Genomic DNA, 15,921 nt, shown 5'->3' on the forward strand with positions numbered 1-15,921 from the left:
GGGCCGTAGACGCAGGGCCGCGAGCTCGTCGAGCATCTCCAGCGCGAGCTGCCACTTGGGCCGGTGACGCTCGGTGTCGGGGATACGGCATCGGGCCCGCCGGCCGGCCGCATCGGGCCCGTCCCAGCAGCGGGGCAGGAACAGCCGCCACGACAGCGGACACGAAGCAGTGTCCGAGGCGGCATGGACACTCACCCCGATCTGGCAGTTGCCGACCTTGCCCAGTGTGCCGGAGTACTGCCGGGCCACTCCGGGCGACGACACACCGTCTTTGGGGAAGCCGGTGTCGTCCACTACCCAGACCTGCGGTCGCACCACTGCCACCGCCCGGCGGGCCAGCCGTGCCCGGACCGATTCCACCGGCCAGGTCGACGTCGTCATGAACTGCTGCAACTGCTGGTGATCCACCCCGAGGCGCCCAGCCATCGGCTGCATCGACTTCCGGCGCCCGTCCAGGAGCAAGCCACGCAGATACAGGCCGCCCTTCACCCGCTGATCCGCCCGCGCCAAAGGCTTGAACATCTCCCCGGCGAACTCCTCCAATCGGTCCCGAAACGTAGCGAGTTCATCCGCCCTCATACCCGCAGAGAAGCACCAGACTGCCGACCCGACAAGACACCTAACAAAGCACTACTAGGGGGTGTCCGGCGGATCTTGGCGCAGACGCGGGGTCCGGCACGCCGATCTGCGGCGTTGTCGTCGGTCGCCGACTCCCCCACGCTCGGCTTCGCTCGCGCGGGGGCGCCCCCATCGTCGACTCCCTCCTCCGCCTTGCATCTCGACGCACCAGACCCCGCTCACCTGGGTCAAAACCGTGCCGTGGCTTCCCTCCACCAAGATCCGCCGGACACCCCCTAGACTAGTCGCGGCCGGACGCGGCGGGCCGGGGCGCCCTGTGGCACGCGTCTCGAACCGCAGGTCACGAGGGGTGCGGGAAGGGGGGTACGGGGCGAGAGGCCCTACGGCCCCGGTTCGTAGGTGAGCCGCGTCATGTGGGGCGCTTCGCCGGTCCGCCGCGCGTGCCGGACCGCCGCCGCCGCTCAGGCGATGCCGATCAGCGCGACTCCGGCGAAGGTGCCGACCACCCCGAAGACCTGGGCGGGCCGGAGGCGTTCGCGGTCGAGCCAGCCGGCGAGGACGACCGTGACGACGGGGTAGAGCGAGGCCAGCACGGAGACCACCGGCAGGAGGTCCGAGCGGGCGGAGAGGGCGTACATGAGGTTCGCCGCCATGTCGCCGAGCCCCACCAGCACGGCCACCGCCAGGGACCCGCGGCCCCACCCCGCCGTGACGGCGCCGCCGCGCGCGGTGACGGCCAGCAGGATCACCGCGATGATGCCCACGTACGCGCCGCGCTGTCCGAGGAGCGTCTGGTGGACGTCGTGACGACTGCCGGCCGCGATGGCCACCAGCACGAGTCCGAATCCCGCCGAGGCCAGGAGGGCCAGCCCGAGCGAGGCCCTGGAGTTCGTGGTGTCGGCGGCCGGGGTGCCCGTGCCCCTGGCCGGCAGTTCGGGCGCGACCGCGAGCACCGTGCCCAGTGCCGCCAGGGCCAGGCCGACGGACTGGAGGGGGGCCGGGGCCTGTCCCTGGACGACGCCGATGAGGACGGGCAGGGCCACGGAGGTCGCCGACACGGGCGCCACCAGGCTGACGCGGCCGATCGCGAGCGCCCGGTAGAAGGAGCCCAGCGCGACCACACCCGCGCAGCCGGCTCCGGCGCCCCAGGCCAGGGCGGGCCAGTCGGCGGCCGTGGAGCCGTCCGTGAGGACCATGACCACGGAGCCGGCCAGAGCGGCCGACTGGGCGACGAAGATCACCGAGTAGGTCGCCAGCCGACGGGAGAGCCTGCCGCCCGCGAAGTCCGCGATTCCCCACAGGAGGCTTGAGCACAGCCCGAGTAACAAGATCATCAGGGCCCTCGTGATTCGTCAGCGGAGAGATCCCGGCTCGACCGGTGCGGCCACTTTTCCGGACAACCCTCCTGAAGTCCTGGACGTGACGGGATGGCCATACCTATGGTCAGTTTAGCTGTCCATGTGGTGCAGCACAGTGTGTCAATCGAGACGGAGCGGCTTGAATGGGTAGCGCGGCCGAGAGGGCGATCCGGACCATCGCCCGGAACGTGAAGACCCTGCGCACGACCCGTGGTTGGAGCCTCGACGCGCTGGCCGCCCGCTCCGGCGTGAGCAAGGGCATGCTGGTCCAGCTCGAACAGATGCGCACCAATCCGAGCATCGCGACCCTGGGGCGGCTCGCCGATGCCTTCGGGGTGGCCCTGACCCGGCTGGTGGAGGCCCACGAGCCCCCTCCGGTGAAGGTGGTCCGGTCCGGGGACGCCGCCCAGCTCTGGCACGGACGCCCCGGGAGCGTCGGCCGGCTCCTCGTCGGGTCCGAGCTGCCGGCCGCGATCGAGATGTGGGACTGGCACATGGCCGCCGGCGACGGCTACGAGGGCGAGGCCCACGCGGCGGGCAGCCAGGAACTCCTCTACGTGCTGCGGGGCCGCCTCACCCTCCGTGTCGCGGAAGAGACGATCACGCTTCTGCGGGGCGACGCCGCCGCGTTCGTCGCGGACCGGACCCACAGCTACCGCAATCCGGGCGACGAGACCGTGCACTTCGTCATGGCCGTCCTCCAGCCCGAGGTCGCCCTCCCGCCGCCGCCCCAGGAGCCCCCTTCCCAGCCGTGACCCGGCCCGCTTCGGCACGCTCCCTGTCAGTCACCTGATCCGACCAGTGAGGAGCCGTTCACCATGCCCTTGGTCCTGATCGTCAACCCGCCGAACTCCAACACCGTTCTCGACGGTCCGACCTGCACCGTCACCCGCCCCGAGGATCACACCGACTGGTCGGACTTCCCCCATCTGGGGACGCTGACGCTCGCCTCGGCGCTCGCCGAGGTGCCCGGCGTCACCCCGGTCTACCTCGACGGCACCGTCGTCCCCTGGCCGACGATCCTTGGATACATCGAGGACCACGCGGACGAGCTGCTGGCCGTGTGCGCCAGCACCCTGACGGCCACCTACGAGGCGGCCGTCGCCCTCCTGTCCCATGTGAAGGCGCTGCGTCCGGGAATCCGGACCATCGTGGGCAACGACCACTTCAGCGCCCTGACCGAGCAGTGCCTGCGCAACCACCACGCCTGCATAGACTTCGGCTTCCTCGGCAACGAAGTGATCGCCTCCTTCCGTGACCTGGTCGCCGACCTGTACCAGGGGCGGTTACGCGCGTTATCGGCCTATCCGGGGCTCGCGGTATGGCGCGAGGGCGAGGTGCTGGCCACGCCGCAGCGGCCCGAGCCGCTCTTCACGGCGCTGCGGTACGACCTCGTCGACGCCGTGTTCGAGCACACCCCGCACTACCAGGCCAACTTCCGTTCCCGGGTCGCCCCGCGCTTTCGCGACCTGCTCGGCGTCGACCTGCACGCCGGGATGCCCCTGGAGATAGCGCGCGGCTGCATCAAGTTCCGCCGCGACGACGCCTGCTCCTTCTGCTCGATCCAGTTCGGCGGCATGTGGAAGAACAGCGTCGAGGACCCGGCCACCGCCTGGCACGCGGTCGAGCGGGCCCACGACAACGGGTACGACTACCTCTACCTCACGGCGGACGAACTCCCGCTGACCTTCGGCGCGCTGCTGCGGCGGATGCGCGAGGGGATGCCGCAGTGGTGGACCGCGCTGCCGGAGGAGGAGCGGCCGGTGATGGTCGGCTACGCCCGTGCCGACGGCCTGTCCGACCCCCGCCACGCCGAGACCCTCCGTCAGGTGGGGGTCCGGCAGCTCATGGTCGGGCTCGACGCCGGTTCGCCCCTGTCGCTGGCGGCGATGAACAAGCCGCTGTCCCCGCTCCGGGACGCGCGTCCCGCCCACCGCGCGGAGCGCATGTTCGAGCACAACGTCCAGGCCATGCAGACGGCCCGCGACCAGGGACTGCTGCTGAAGGTAGGGTTCGTGATCGGCCATCTCGGGATGACGCCGGAACTGCTGGCGGAGAACGTCGACTCCATGCGTGAGCTGCTCCACCTCGGCAAAGGGGCGATCGCCTCGCTCGATGTCGAGGTCCTCTCTCCCGAACCGGGCTCGCGGGACTACCGCTACCTGACCGAACCCGAGTTCGCCGACGCGGCGGCGCGACGGGTCGGCGTCGGCCTCCCCGACGAGGCGGAACGCCGGTCCGTGGCCGAACGGTGGAAGCCCCTGGACGTCATCGACCGGGAGGCCGCGATGAGCGACTACGTCACCGCCGTCATGCCGGGCCTCACCCTGGACGACCTGGCGGCGGCCCGCACCCGGATCCGTGAGTACGGGAAGTCCAGCGGAATCGTCATCGGAGAGTAGGCGCGTCCGACGCCCCGGCAGCGGGGCCGGCCGTCCCCGGCTCCCTGCGCTCGGCGCTCCCGGGGGCGTCGAACACGACCGCCGTCTCGAAGGCGGCCCGGCGGGTGGCCCGGCGCAGCGCGCGCAGCACCGCCGGGCCGAGCGCGAAGGTCAGCACCACCGTGCACAGGGCCCGGCCCAGGTCCCAGCCGAGGGAGGTGGCCAGGCAGTAGGCGACGAAGCGGGCCAGGTTGGCGGCGACCGAGGCGCCCGGGTGGAAGGAGATGCCCGAGGCGGTGGCGCCCATGAAGGGCCAGCCGGCCAGGTTCATCACCGTGCCGTAGGCGAGGGAGGCGAGGAAGCCGTACCCGGCCAGCAGCAGCAGCTCGGCCCGGCCGCGCAGCCGCACCGGGCCGGGCAGCAGGCCCGCGCCCATCGCGAACCAGCCCATCGACAGCATCTGGAACGGCAGCCAGGGGCCGACGCCGCCGGTCAGCAGCGCGGACGCGAACATCGTCACCGAGCCGAGCGTGAAGCCGAAGCCGGGGCCCAGGACGCGGCCGCTGAGCACCAGCAGGAAGAACATCGGCTCGATCCCGGCCGTGCCCGCGCCGATCGGGCGCAGCGCGGCACCGGTGGCGGCCAGCACGCCCAGCATCGCCACCGCCTTCGGGCCGAGGTCCGACTCCGAGATCGTCGCCGCGACCACCGCCACCAGCAGGATCAGCAGGCCCGCGAAGAGCCAGGGGGCGTCCTGGGCGTGGGCGCTGAGGCCGGAGGCGGGCGGGGCGAGGAAGGGCCAGCCGAAGGCGATCACGCCGACCGCGGTCACGAGGACGAGGGCGGCGACGGAACGGGGACCGAGGCGGACGGCACGGACGCGCGGGGCGGCGGGGGCGAGGGCGGAGGGCGGGGGCGGGGTCATCCCAGGGCCTCCCGGACCTGGGCCACGGTCAGCCACTGCTGGGGGGCGAGGATCTTGGTCACCTGGGGGGCGAAGGAGGGGGAGGACACCACGATCTCCGCCGTGGGACCGTCCGCGATCACCTCGCCCTCGGCCAGCAGCACCACCCGGTGCGCGATCTCCGCGGCCAGCTCCACGTCGTGCGTGGCCAGCACGATCGCGTGCCCCTCGGCGGCCAGGCCGCGCAGCGCGGTCACCAGCCGGGCCTTCGCGGCGTAGTCCAGGCCGCGGGTCGGCTCGTCCAGCAGGAGCAGCGGCGGGCGGGCGGTCAGGACGACGGCCAGCGCGAGGGCGAGGCACTGGCCCTCGGAGAGGTCGCGGGGGTGGGTGTCGTCGGCGATGCCCGGCAGGAGCCGGGAGAGGAGGGCGCGGCAGGTGCCGGGGGGCGCGTCGGCGTCCTGGTCGGCGGCGGCGCACTCCGCGGCGACGGTGTCGGCGTAAAGCAGGTCCCTCGGCTCCTGCGGGACCAGGCCGACGTGGCGGATCAGCTCCCGGGGGGAGGCGCGGTGGGGCGTGGTGCCGCCGACGCTCACCGTGCCGGCGGTGGGTTCGAGGAGGCCGACGAGGGTGGTGAGGAGGGTGGACTTGCCCGCGCCGTTGCGGCCCATGAGGGCGATGGTCTCGCCGGGGCCGACGGTGAGGTCGAGGGCGCGCAGGGCGGTGACGCGGCCGCGGCGGACGGTGAGGGAGCGGGCTTCGGCCGTGGGGGCGGGCCCGGTCGCGGGGGCGGTCCTGGTCCGGCGTCCGAACAGGCGCCCGGTGCCGCGGCCGGCCGGGGGCCGGGCCGCCGCCGCGGTGACGGCGGCCGGCCCGGCCGCGGCGGCCCGGTTCCGCGCGGCCGGGGCGAGACGGTCGCGCAACGGCGCCGCCTTGCGGCGGGCGTCCCGGACCGTCAGCGGCAGCGGGTCCCACCCGGCCAGCCGGCCCAGGGCGACGACCGGCGGGTGGACCGGGGAGACGGCCATGACCTCGGCCGGGGTGCCGGTGACGGGGGGCGCGCCGGGGGCGGGGAGCAGGACGACGCGGTCGGCGTACTGGACGACGCGTTCGAGGCGGTGCTCGGCCATGAGGACGGTGGTGCCGAGGTCGTGGACGAGGCGCTGGAGGACGGCGAGGACCTCTTCCGCGGCGGCGGGGTCCAGCGCGGAGGTCGGTTCGTCCAGGACGAGCACCCGGGGATGGGGGGTGAGGACGGAGCCGATGGCGACGCGCTGGCGCTGGCCGCCGGAGAGGGTGGCGATGGGCCGGTCCCGCAGACCGGCGAGGCCCAGCAGGTCGAGGGTCTCCTCGACGCGGCGGCGCATGACCTCGGGGGCGAGGCCCAACGACTCCATGCCGTAGGCGAGTTCGTCCTCGACGGTGTCGGTGACGAAGTGGGCGAGCGGGTCCTGGCCCACCGTGCCGACGACATCGGCGAGTTCGCGGGGCTTGTGGGTGCGGGTGTCGCGGCCGGCCACGGTCACGCGGCCGCCGAGCGTGCCGCCGGTGAAGTGCGGGACGAGTCCGCTGACCGCGCCGAGCACGGTGGACTTGCCGACCCCCGACGGGCCGACGAGCAGCACCAGTTCGCCCTCCGGCACCTCGAAGTCGACGTCGCGGACGGTGGGTTCGGGGGCACCGTCGTACGTGACGCTGACCTTCTCGAAGCGGATCACGAGTGCTCCCTGGGGACGACGAAGGCGGGCAGCAGGGCGAGCAGGACCGACGCGGCGGGCCAGAGCGGGAGGGTGGGGGCGGTCAGCGGGACCACGCCCGGGTGCAGGGCCTCCGGGGCGCGCGCCGAGGCGAGGGTCAGCAGCGCGGCCACGGCGACGCCGGAGCCGGTGACCAGCCAGGCGCGCGGGCCCCAGGGGTCGGGGCGGTACCGGGTGCGCGGCGAACGCCGGCCGCCGAGGCGCAGTCCGGCGAGGGCGGCGAGGATCCCGGCGAGGAGCAGCGGGGCGCCGTAGCCGCCGCCCTCCGCGGTGAGCAGCCCGTAGGTGCCCGCGCAGACGCCGAGCAGGCCGCCGAGGGTGAGGGCGGCGGTGGTCCGGCGGACCCGGGCGGGGACGTCGGCGGTGCGGCCGTAGCCGCGGGCCTCCATTGCGGCGGCGAGGGCGACGGAACGTTCCAGCGCGCCCTCCAGGACCGGGAGTCCGACCTGGAGCAGGCCCCGGACGCCGCGGTCCGGGCGGCCGCGCAGCCGGCGGGCGGCGCGCAGCCGCTGGACGTCGGCGATGAGGTGCGGCGCGAAGGTGAGGGCGACGACGACGGCGACGCCGGTCTCGTACAGGGCGCCGGGCAGGGACTTCAGCAGGCGGGACGGGCTGGCGAGGGCGTTCGCGGCGCCGACGCAGATCAGCAGGGTGGCCAGTTTCAGGCCGTCGTACGCGGCGAAGACGAGCGCCTCCGCGGTCACCTCGCCCCCGAGGCGGATGCCCTGCGCCCAGTGCGGGAGCGGGATCTCCGGGAGGGTGAGGAGGGTGTGGGTGCCGGGGATCGGGGAGCCGAGGGCCACGGCGAAGACCAGGCGGACGAGCAGGACGGCGAGGGCGAGCTTGGCGAAGGCGGTGTAGGAGCGGGCCCAGGGGGCGGCGGAGCGGTGCGTCGCCACGACGTACGCCGACGCGGCGATCAGCAGGGCGAGCAGCAGCGGGTTGGTGGTGCGGGTGGCGGCGGTGCCGAGGGATATCGCCCAGAGCCACCAGGCACCGGGGTGCACGGTGGCCCGGCCCCGGTCGCGCCCCGAAGGCGTCCCGGGAACCGTGCGACCGGTCACGGACGGCCCGTCCGACGGGGTCATCCGCGTCGCCGTCGCGACTGCCACACCGCCGCGCCCGCCAGGACGACCACCACGGCGGCGCCGATCGGCAGCCCCAGGGACGGGCCGCCGGAGGAGGCGGTCCGGTACTCCGTGCGGCCCGGGACCGTCACCGGGCCGCTCCCCGACACCTGCTCCCCGCACCCCGTGCGCGGATACCCGGAGATCGCGCACAGCAGGGCGTTCGTGTCGTACCGCAGCGGCTTGGCCACGGCGGCCAGCGCCTCCGCGGCGGACGCCGAGGGGGAGACCCGGGCGCAGGCCGTGCGGCCCTTCGGCGGCGTCTCGCCGGCGGGCGCGTCGGCCGGGACGCCGAAGTCGACGACCAGGGCCACCCGCTTGGTGCCGGACTCGGCGGGCGTGCCCGCGCAGATCGTGGCGAAGTCCGCCGTACCGCGCGGCTTGCTCGCGTCGCCGGAGTCCGCGCTCACGGAGAAGCGGAAGCCCTCCACGGCGCCGTCGCCGGGGCGGACGAGCGAGGGGCCCTGGGTGGCGTACGTCCAGTGGCCGCCGGAGCGTTCCCAGAACGACCAGTAGCGGTACCCGGTGGCCCGCGCCTGCCCGGCCCCGGCGCCGAGCAGCAGGGCGAGGACGGCCAGCAGCACCGGCGCGGTACGGCGGACGGCGGTCACGGCTGCCGCTTCTTCCGGGTGCTGAGCAGGAAGCCGATGCCGATGCCCGCGACGAGGCAGATGCCGACGCTCCACCAGACCCCGGCGCCCGAGGAGCCGTCGGACGCCTTGGCCGGCTTCTCGGCGGCGCCCTGCGTCCGCGGCGCGGGGCCGAGGGCGTCGAGGGAGGTCACGAGGCTGGTGCCGCCGAAGTCGCCGGGCTGGGCGCCGACCGCGTGCGCGGCGAGGATCAGCTGGGCGTACGCCGCGGGGCCGGTCTGGGCCGCCCAGGGGCCGGCGTTCTTCTCCAGGAAGGCGTACGCCTTCTTGGCCGCGGCGGTCCGCCCGTCCGCGGCGAGGGCCACGACGGCGTCGGCGGTGTTGCCGTAGTCGGGCTGGTTCTCGGCGCCGGGGAGCACGGAGAGGAGATGGCCGGACTTCGCGACCGCGGCCGCCAGATACGCGCCGCCGTTGTCGGCGACCCGGGCCGGGGCGGGGTGGGCGCCCTTCACGCAGGCGTCCGCGGCGGGGGACTTGCCGGCCCCGGCCACGAAGCCCTTGCCGAGCGCGGCCAGCACACCGGCCGCGGTGGCGTCGGCGTTGGCCGCCAGGGCACCCTTCTTGTCCGGCTGGTAGGCGAGGGCGCCGCCGCCCTCGTGGTCGCAGGGGATGGACCAGGAGGCCAGCGCGTCGTACGGGGACTTGCCCGACTTCCGGACGCTCGCCGGGTCGGCGCCGGTCGCGGCCAGCGCGCCGATGACCACGGAGGTGGAGTTGGTGTCGCTGGGGCTGCCGGGGTTGTAGCCCCAGCCGCCGTCCGTGTTCTGCACGGACTTCAGCCAGTCGACGGCCTTGGTGACGGCGGCGTCGTGGCCGCCGGTGGCGCGCAGGGCCTGGACGGCGGCGGCCGTGCTGTTGGTGTCCACCGTCGTCTTGGCGTCGCAGGACTTGGCGGGGGTGGCGCGGAACGCGGCGAAGGAGCCGTTCGCGCACTGCTGGCCGGTGAGCCAGTCGACGGCGGCGGCGGCCGGACGGTAGCCGAGCGTGCGCTGGGCGACGAGGGTGAGCGACTGGCGCCACACACCGTCGTAGGTCGGGTCCGACGTGCCGTAGAGCCCGGCCGGGGCCGGGACCTTGGGGGAAGGGGACGGGCCGGCGGCCGTGGCGGGCGCGGCTGCGGTCAGCACGCCTATGGCGGCGAGTGCCGCGGCGTTGCGGCGGACGTTCATGGTCGGCGACTGCCTCTCCCTGCGGGGAGCCGGGCAGCGCACGGGAGGGCCCCGGGCGGCTCGACTCCGTATACCTCGACGGTGCCGTGCGCGGCGGGAGGCCGGGCACGCGAGCCGGTCACGTCCGCGCGGGGCATTCCGGCTCGCCGTTTCCCTGCGGAACGGCTCACGGCTGCGGGTCAGCGCCGGAATTGCACCGGCTTCCCCCCGTACGGGTGTGATGACGACTCCGCCACTTTACCGGCAGCCCCACGGGCGCCGGGGAGTGCCCGTGAGCACACCGTGACGGTGATTAGGGTCACGGCATGACGACACCGGGAAGACTCCTCGGCTCCGGCCGCTCGGCCGACATCTACGAGATCGACACGGCGTGGGTGCTGCGCCGCGACCGCGAGGGCTGGGGGGACGCGGCCGGCGAGGGCGCCGTGATGACGTACGTACGACAGCACGGCTACCCGGCACCGCGCGTCCGCCCCGCCGGCTCGCGCACCGACCTGGTCCTGGAGCGGCTGTCCGGCCCGACCCTGCTCGCCGCCCTCACCGAGGGCCGGGTGGGCCCGTCGGAGGCGGGCGCGCTGCTCGCCCGGCTGCTGCGGCGGCTGCACGCCGTGCCCGGCCGGGACGCGGCCGACCCGGCGGCGCGGGTGCTGCACCTGGACCTGCACCCCGACAACGTGATGCTCACCCCGGACGGGCCCCGCGTCATCGACTGGTCCAACGCCGAGGACGGCCACCCCGGCCTGGACTGGGGCATGTCCGCGGTGATCCTCGCCCAGGTCGCCGTGGGCCCCACCGCCCTCGCCCGGCCGGCCGGCGCGATCCTCACCGCCCTGCTCGCCGACCCCCGTGACCTCACCGAGGAGGGGCTCGCCGAGGCGCTGCGGCGGCGGGCGGCGAATCCGACGATGAGCGCCCAGGAGACGGAACTGCTGGGGGAGACGGGGAAGTTGGTGCGCAGCGTGGCGCGACTGGCCTGAGCGTACTTTCGTGACGGCTGAAAACGGCGGGGTCTTGGGGCGGCCCCGGCGGGACCGGAGCGCTTGTTTCGGCCAACGGGAGGACCGCACGGCGTCCCGTTGGCGAGATATGGGGCATTCGCGCCGTCCGTGCTCCGGGAGCGAAGGTGGCCTAAGCGGCGAGGAATTGACATATTGCGGTCTGACGTGACCGCTCGCAGCCTCCGGGGGAATGGTGCGTACGACCAGGAAGATGCGCCGGTTCGCCAACGAGCTGATCGACCCCCTCCGCGTGCCGATCCCCGCCGACCCCGCCGCCCTGCTGGCGGCCCTGGTCGAGTCCGCGATCCGCTGGCGCGGCCGGCCCATCGTCGTCCACCAGGCGAACTTTCCGCCGCAGACCTCCGCGACCGGGCTGTGGATCGACCGCGGCGACCGCGACGACATCGTCATCGAGGCCGACGCCCCGCCCTGGATGAAGCTCGTGATCCTGGGGCACGAGCTGTGGCACATGGCCGACGACGACCCCGCCCACCGCGCCGCGCACGTCGAGGGCGCCCCCGCGCCCGACGCCGCCGACGCCGCGGTGGCGACCGCCGCCCGTACCCGGTTCCTGGAGGCCGCGGAGCAGCGGGCCGACCTCTTCGGCATGCTGATCGGCGACCGGCTGCGGCCCTGGCTGAAAGCGTCCTCCGATTCCGTGTACGCGGCGCACACCTCCGGCCACGACGACCTCGCAGGACGCATCGGCGCGGCCCTCAACTACCGCGGGGCCAGAAGGTGAGCGACCTGATCAACTACGCCAGCTGCGGGCTGCTGTGGCTCGGCCTGCTGACCAAGGCACCCGGCCTGATGCGCCGCCCGCGGAACCCGTTCCTGCTCACCCTCGCCGCCGTGCTGGCCCTCTCCTCGCTGTGCTTCCTGCTCGGCGCCCCCGGCACGGTCGGTTTCGTCAACGACGTCAGCGGCGTGCCCAACCTCGCCGCCCCGCTGACGTACGGCACCGTCACCGCGTCCGGCGCCGCCTCCCTCGCGCTCGTCATGCGCTGGCGCGGTGGCCCCGGCACCAGCCGCGCGATCCGCCGCTGGACCCTCGGCTACGCCGTCGTACTCGCCGCCATCGCCGTCCTGTTCGCGCTCGGCGACGCCACCGTGGAACGCCGGACGGACTTCGACACGTACTACGCCACCACGCCGTACATCGCCGAGATGATCGTCCTCTACCTCGGCGCGCACCTGACCGCCGTCGTGGTCACCGCGTACCGGTCCCTGTCCTGGGCCCGCCGGTTGCGCGGCTCCCTGCGCGCGGGCCTGGTGCTGATGGGGACCGGCAACCTCGTCGGCAGCGGCTACGGCGGCGCCAAACTCGCCGCCGTGGGCGCCCGTTGGTGCGGCCGGGACTGGGCCGTGCTCGGTACGACGTTCCCGGGGGCCTGCGCCGCGCTCGGCGCGGTGATCACCGTCGTCGGCATCGTGGTCCCGCTGGTCGCCCCCTTCCTGGCCGTCCGGGCCCGCTGCTGGCGGGCGTACGCGCGCCTCGGCCCGCTGGAGCGGACGCTCACCGGGCTCCTCACCCGCGAATGCCTGCGCGTCCCGCGCCCGTGGTGGCCCTCCGCCACCCGCTGGCTGACCTGGCGGCAGAGCTCCATCTACAACGGCCTCCACTTCCTGGGGCGTTACCTCGACGGGGGGCTGTACCGGCAGACGTACGCCGACCGGCTGCTGACCGGCGGGGACGCGCACCAGGCGGAGGCCGCCGCGTGGGCCACCGCCATCGCCGCCGCCACCCGGGCGCTGTCCGAGGAGCGGGCGGACGAGGTCGCCCCGCTCACCGGCCGCCCCGACCTTCCGGCACTGCTGCGCATCTCCGACGCCCTCGCCGAGGGGACCGGCGACCGCGCCCTGGCCGTGGCCTGTGAGGGCGCCGCGCCATGAGCCTGATCGTGTACACGGTGGCGAGCCTGTTCACCGGGACCGCCCTGCTGGTCTTCCGCCGGCCGCGCCTCGCCCTGCGCGACCCGCTGACCGCGTCCACCTGTGCGTCGATCTTCCTCGGCGGGCTCTGCTTCTTCTGCTCGGCACCCGTCACCCTGGGCGCCGTCAACGACCTCACCAGCGTCCCCAACTTCGGCGCCCCGATGACCTACAGCGTCATCTCCGCCTACAGCGCCTCCCTGCTGATCCTGCTGATCAACTGGCGCGGGGGCCCCGCCGAGCGGGTACGCGGCCAGGTGGTGCGGGTCGCCACGGTGTACAGCCTGACGATCGTCGCCGTCATCACGCTGTTCGCCCTGTCCCATGCGCCCGTCGAACGGCTGCGGGACCTCGACACCTACTACGCGAACACGCCGTACATGCGCGAGATGATCGTGCTCTATCTGCTCGGGCACGGCGCCTGCGCGGTGATCACCATCTGGGTGTGCCTGCGCTGGTCCCGGGAGGTGACCGGGATCCTGCGGGTGGGGCTGCGGCTCATCATGGCCGGCCTGGCCGTGGACGTGCTCGGCTTCGAGTGCGCCAAGCTGATCGCCGTCACGGCCCGCTGGGCGGGGCACGACCTGGACCGGCTGTCCACAGGGCTGGCCCCGCGCGCCGCCGCGCTGGGCGCCCTGCTGTGCGCCGCGGGCTTCGTACTGCCCCGGCTGCTGCCCGCGACCCTCGCCCAGTGGCACAGCATCTGGGACTACCGGGCGCTCGGCCCGCTGTGGGCGGAGCTGCGGCACGTGCCGACCGCCCCCAAGCCCGCGCCCCCGCGCTGGCAACTGCCGCGCGGCCGGCTGTACTACCGCGAGCTGCGCATCCTCGACGCGCTGCTCGCCCTCCAGTCCCGCTGCGACGGCCGGGTGCGCGAGACGGCGTACCGGCAGGCCCGCGGCCAGGGCTGCCCGCAGGGCGAGGCGCAGTTCGTCGCCGCGGCCGCGATGGTCGTGGACGCCGCGCTCCAGGCCGGGCGGCCGCGCCCCGCCGAGCCCCCGGAGCCGGCGGGCGGCTCCCGGTTGCACACCGCCCTCTTCTCGGACACCCGGGAACTGGTGCGGCTGGCACGGGCGTTGGACAGTTCGCCGGTCGTCAGGGCGGCCCGGGACGGCGCGGCACGCACCGCCCGGAGCTGACCGGACCGGCCCGAGGGTCATGCGGGGCCGGAACCGGGGAGTGTCCATGTGCACGTGTCACCGGACGCGCCGGCGGAGGAATTGGGGAACCGTGAACGCACGAAGAGCCGTTGTCATCGGGGCAGGCCCGGCCGGTCTGCTCGCCGCCGCGGCGCTGGCGCCCGCCGTGGCCGAGGTCGTCGTACTCGACCGCGACGAACTGCCCGAGGGGCCCGAGCACCGCAGGGGAGTGCCCCAGTCCCGGCACGCCCACCTGCTGATGCCCGGCGGCATGGAGGTGATGGAGGAACTGCTCCCCGGGGCGGACCTGCGGGGACGGCTGGTGGCGGCCGGGGCCAGGGAGACGGCGCTGAGTTCGGACCTGCTGGCGCTCGCCCCGGTGGGCTGGTTCCGGCGCTGGCGGCACCGCACCTTCGTCACCATGACCGCCGGCCGGCCGCTGCTGGAGTGGGGCGTGCGCCGGGCGCTGCTGGACACGAACCCCAACGTGGTGCTGCGCCGCGCCCGGGTGACCGGACTGCGCGGCAGCGCGCGCCGGGTGCGGGGGGTACGGCTGGCCGACGCCGACGGCGGCCCGCCGGCGGACCTGGACGCCGACTGGGTGGTGGACGCGAGCGGCCGCGGCACCCGGCTGCTGTCCTGGCTCGACGTCCTCGGCGTGGGCGCCGTCCGCGAGCGCACCGTCGACAGCGGCCTGGCCAACGCCACCCGCGTCTACCGCACCCCGCCCGGCGCCCGGGACTGGCCGATGACCCTGATCCAGGCCGACCCCTGGAGCGGGCGGCCCGGACGCAGCGGCATGATCGTGCCGATCGAGGACGGCAGGTGGATGGTGAGCCTCGCCGGGATGCGGGGCAGCGAGCCCCCGAAGGACCCGGACGCCTTCGTCGCGTACGCGCTGAGCCTGCCGAGTCCCCTGGTGGGACGGCTGATCCGCGCCGCCGAACCGCTCGGCCCGGTGCACGTCAGCCGCAGCACCGGCAACTCCCGCCGGTACCTGGAGAACGCGCGGTTCTGGCCGGAGGGCCTGGTCGCGATCGGGGACGCGGTGGCCGCCTTCAACCCGGTCTACGGACAGGGCATGTCGGCCGCCGCGCTCGGCGCCCGCGCCCTCGCCCGGGCGGTGCGCGAGCACGGGATCGAGGCGCCGGGGCTGGCGCGGCGGGTGCAGCGGGCGGTGGCCCGCGCGGCACAGGGGGCCTGGGCGGCGGCCGTCGGCACGGACGTCCTCTACCCCGGGGTGGAGGGCGGCCGGGCCACGCTCGGGAACCGGATGACCGCCGCCTACTCCCGGCGGCTGAACCACGCGGCCACCGGCTCCTACGCGGCGGCCGCCGTCCTCTGGGACGTCACCACCCTGCGCACCCCGCCCTCCCGCCTCCTCCGCCCCGACGCGCTCCTCCACGCCCTCACCGGACCGCCCCTGCCCGCCCTCTCGGGCCCGCCCCTGACGGCCGCCGAACGGTCCTTCCTGGCCACCCTCACACCCTGGGCGTAGGCCCGCCGAACGGCAGCCGCAGCACCCGCGAGGCGAGCAGCCAGTCCCCGCCGACGTTGCGGAACCGGTCCTCGTAGTGCCCGACCTGGACCGGCGGCCCGGCGGGCACCAGACCGCCGGCGTACCCGTCGACGCGGTGGGTGGAGAAGTACGAGACCGCCGTCGCCGTCTGCGCGGAGGCGACCGTGACCAGGACGTTGGACATCAGCCGGCGGGAGAGCCGGTCGGCGGGCCGGGCGCCGAAGTACTCCCGCAGCGCCGCCCGCCCCCGCACCGCGCGCCCGTCCCCGGGCGGGGGCCACCGCCAGGTGCCGTCCTCGGTGAACAGCTCGGCCACCCCGGCGGGTTCACCGAGGTCGAGGCGGTGGACGAACTCCAGGATCAGGCGCTCGCAGGCGCGTTCGGCGAGAAGCCGCTGCACAGGGTCCATGT

15 protein-coding genes and 1 riboswitch are annotated in these 15,921 nt (G+C 74.8%); of the genes, 7 read left to right on the top strand and 8 right to left on the bottom strand.

Annotated elements, in window-relative coordinates:
• The coding region (locus AB0927_RS17330; protein WP_366668441.1) for a transposase at positions 1 to 543 on the bottom strand (543 nt) is incomplete at its 3' end.
• A gap of 497 nt (positions 544 to 1,040) precedes the next feature.
• Positions 1,041 to 1,913: an EamA family transporter gene (locus AB0927_RS17335; RefSeq protein WP_366668442.1), complete on the bottom strand. Its 873-nt coding sequence runs from the start codon at positions 1,911 to 1,913 to the stop codon at positions 1,041 to 1,043.
• Positions 1,914 to 2,080: 167 nt separating this feature from the next.
• Here AB0927_RS17335 and AB0927_RS17340 point away from each other — a divergent pair, with 167 nt between their 5' ends.
• Both AB0927_RS17340 and AB0927_RS17345 read left to right on the top strand, forming a co-directional pair.
• Positions 2,081 to 2,692 (top strand): XRE family transcriptional regulator, encoded by a 612-nt coding sequence (locus tag AB0927_RS17340; RefSeq protein WP_366668443.1) that lies wholly within the window; start codon positions 2,081 to 2,083, stop codon positions 2,690 to 2,692.
• A gap of 63 nt (positions 2,693 to 2,755) precedes the next feature.
• A complete protein-coding gene (locus AB0927_RS17345; protein ID WP_366668444.1) occupies positions 2,756 to 4,339 on the top strand; it encodes a cobalamin-dependent protein in 1,584 nt (527 codons plus the stop codon).
• On the opposite strand, the gene AB0927_RS17350 is transcribed toward AB0927_RS17345, so the two are convergent.
• Genes AB0927_RS17350 through AB0927_RS17370 form a run of 5 tightly spaced genes read right to left on the bottom strand, consistent with a single transcriptional unit; the run spans position 4,326 to position 9,922 of the window.
• Positions 4,326 to 5,243, bottom strand: coding sequence for an ECF transporter S component (locus tag AB0927_RS17350; RefSeq protein WP_366668445.1), 918 nt, complete (start codon positions 5,241 to 5,243; stop codon positions 4,326 to 4,328). The genes AB0927_RS17345 and AB0927_RS17350 overlap by 14 nt on opposite strands.
• Entirely contained in the window at positions 5,240 to 6,937 is a 1,698-nt protein-coding gene (locus AB0927_RS17355; RefSeq protein ID WP_366668446.1) for an ATP-binding cassette domain-containing protein, read from the bottom strand. The genes AB0927_RS17350 and AB0927_RS17355 overlap by 4 nt, the downstream gene beginning before the upstream one ends.
• A complete protein-coding gene (locus AB0927_RS17360; RefSeq protein WP_366668447.1) occupies positions 6,934 to 8,040 on the bottom strand; it encodes a CbiQ family ECF transporter T component in 1,107 nt (368 codons plus the stop codon). The genes AB0927_RS17355 and AB0927_RS17360 overlap by 4 nt, the downstream gene beginning before the upstream one ends.
• A 20-nt stretch (positions 8,041 to 8,060) precedes the next feature.
• The gene (locus tag AB0927_RS17365; protein WP_366668448.1) at positions 8,061 to 8,714 is read right to left on the bottom strand and encodes an SCO2322 family protein; all 654 of its coding nucleotides are present in this window, start codon (positions 8,712 to 8,714) and stop codon (positions 8,061 to 8,063) included.
• A complete protein-coding gene (locus tag AB0927_RS17370) occupies positions 8,711 to 9,922 on the bottom strand; it encodes a prenyltransferase/squalene oxidase repeat-containing protein (RefSeq protein WP_366668449.1) in 1,212 nt (403 codons plus the stop codon). Before AB0927_RS17370 ends, AB0927_RS17365 begins: the two co-directional genes overlap by 4 nt.
• A gap of 131 nt (positions 9,923 to 10,053) precedes the next feature.
• Positions 10,054 to 10,129: riboswitch (cobalamin riboswitch) on the bottom strand.
• 98 nt (positions 10,130 to 10,227) lie between these two features.
• Between AB0927_RS17370 and AB0927_RS17375 the strand changes: the two genes are divergently transcribed.
• The 5 genes from AB0927_RS17375 to AB0927_RS17395 all read left to right on the top strand — a co-directional run bounded on the left by AB0927_RS17375 (position 10,228) and on the right by AB0927_RS17395 (position 15,489).
• On the top strand, positions 10,228 to 10,899 hold the full coding sequence (locus AB0927_RS17375; protein WP_366668450.1) for a phosphotransferase: 672 nt from the start codon (positions 10,228 to 10,230) through the stop codon (positions 10,897 to 10,899).
• 211 nt (positions 10,900 to 11,110) lie between these two features.
• Entirely contained in the window at positions 11,111 to 11,662 is a 552-nt protein-coding gene (locus AB0927_RS17380; protein WP_366668451.1) for a toxin, read from the top strand.
• Complete coding sequence (locus tag AB0927_RS17385; RefSeq protein WP_366668452.1) at positions 11,659 to 12,813, top strand: DUF6545 domain-containing protein; 1,155 nt, start codon at positions 11,659 to 11,661, stop codon at positions 12,811 to 12,813. Before AB0927_RS17380 ends, AB0927_RS17385 begins: the two co-directional genes overlap by 4 nt.
• On the top strand, positions 12,810 to 13,991 hold the full coding sequence (locus AB0927_RS17390; protein WP_366668453.1) for an MAB_1171c family putative transporter: 1,182 nt from the start codon (positions 12,810 to 12,812) through the stop codon (positions 13,989 to 13,991). Before AB0927_RS17385 ends, AB0927_RS17390 begins: the two co-directional genes overlap by 4 nt.
• 91 nt (positions 13,992 to 14,082) lie before the next feature.
• On the top strand, positions 14,083 to 15,489 hold the full coding sequence (locus AB0927_RS17395) for an FAD-dependent monooxygenase (protein ID WP_366668454.1): 1,407 nt from the start codon (positions 14,083 to 14,085) through the stop codon (positions 15,487 to 15,489).
• Here AB0927_RS17395 and AB0927_RS17400 read toward each other — a convergent pair.
• Positions 15,473 to 15,919 carry a nuclear transport factor 2 family protein gene (locus AB0927_RS17400; protein WP_366668455.1) on the bottom strand — a complete coding sequence of 149 codons (447 nt, stop codon included), beginning with the start codon at positions 15,917 to 15,919 and terminating at the stop codon, positions 15,473 to 15,475. The genes AB0927_RS17395 and AB0927_RS17400 overlap by 17 nt on opposite strands.
• Between the last annotated feature and the right edge of the window lie 2 nt (positions 15,920 to 15,921).

Origin of the sequence: Streptomyces sp. NPDC048106, from assembly GCF_040706415.1 — a bacterium.
Taxonomy (GTDB): domain Bacteria; phylum Actinomycetota; class Actinomycetes; order Streptomycetales; family Streptomycetaceae; genus Streptomyces.

Bases quoted from the DNA above. Each gene is read 5' to 3' on its own strand.
- AB0927_RS17400 (WP_366668455.1), bottom strand. From the start codon at position 15,919: ATGGACCCTGTGCAGCGGCTTCTCGCCGAACGCGCCTGCGAGCGCCTG.
- AB0927_RS17350 (WP_366668445.1), bottom strand. From the start codon at position 5,243: ATGACCCCGCCCCCGCCCTCCGCCCTCGCCCCCGCCGCCCCGCGCGTC.
- AB0927_RS17340 (WP_366668443.1), top strand. From the start codon at position 2,081: ATGGGTAGCGCGGCCGAGAGGGCGATCCGGACCATCGCCCGGAACGTG.
- AB0927_RS17375 (WP_366668450.1), top strand. From the start codon at position 10,228: ATGACGACACCGGGAAGACTCCTCGGCTCCGGCCGCTCGGCCGACATC.
- AB0927_RS17390 (WP_366668453.1), top strand. From the start codon at position 12,810: ATGAGCCTGATCGTGTACACGGTGGCGAGCCTGTTCACCGGGACCGCC.
- AB0927_RS17335 (WP_366668442.1), bottom strand. From the start codon at position 1,913: ATGATCTTGTTACTCGGGCTGTGCTCAAGCCTCCTGTGGGGAATCGCG.
- AB0927_RS17370 (WP_366668449.1), bottom strand. From the start codon at position 9,922: ATGAACGTCCGCCGCAACGCCGCGGCACTCGCCGCCATAGGCGTGCTG.
- AB0927_RS17380 (WP_366668451.1), top strand. From the start codon at position 11,111: ATGGTGCGTACGACCAGGAAGATGCGCCGGTTCGCCAACGAGCTGATC.
- AB0927_RS17345 (WP_366668444.1), top strand. From the start codon at position 2,756: ATGCCCTTGGTCCTGATCGTCAACCCGCCGAACTCCAACACCGTTCTC.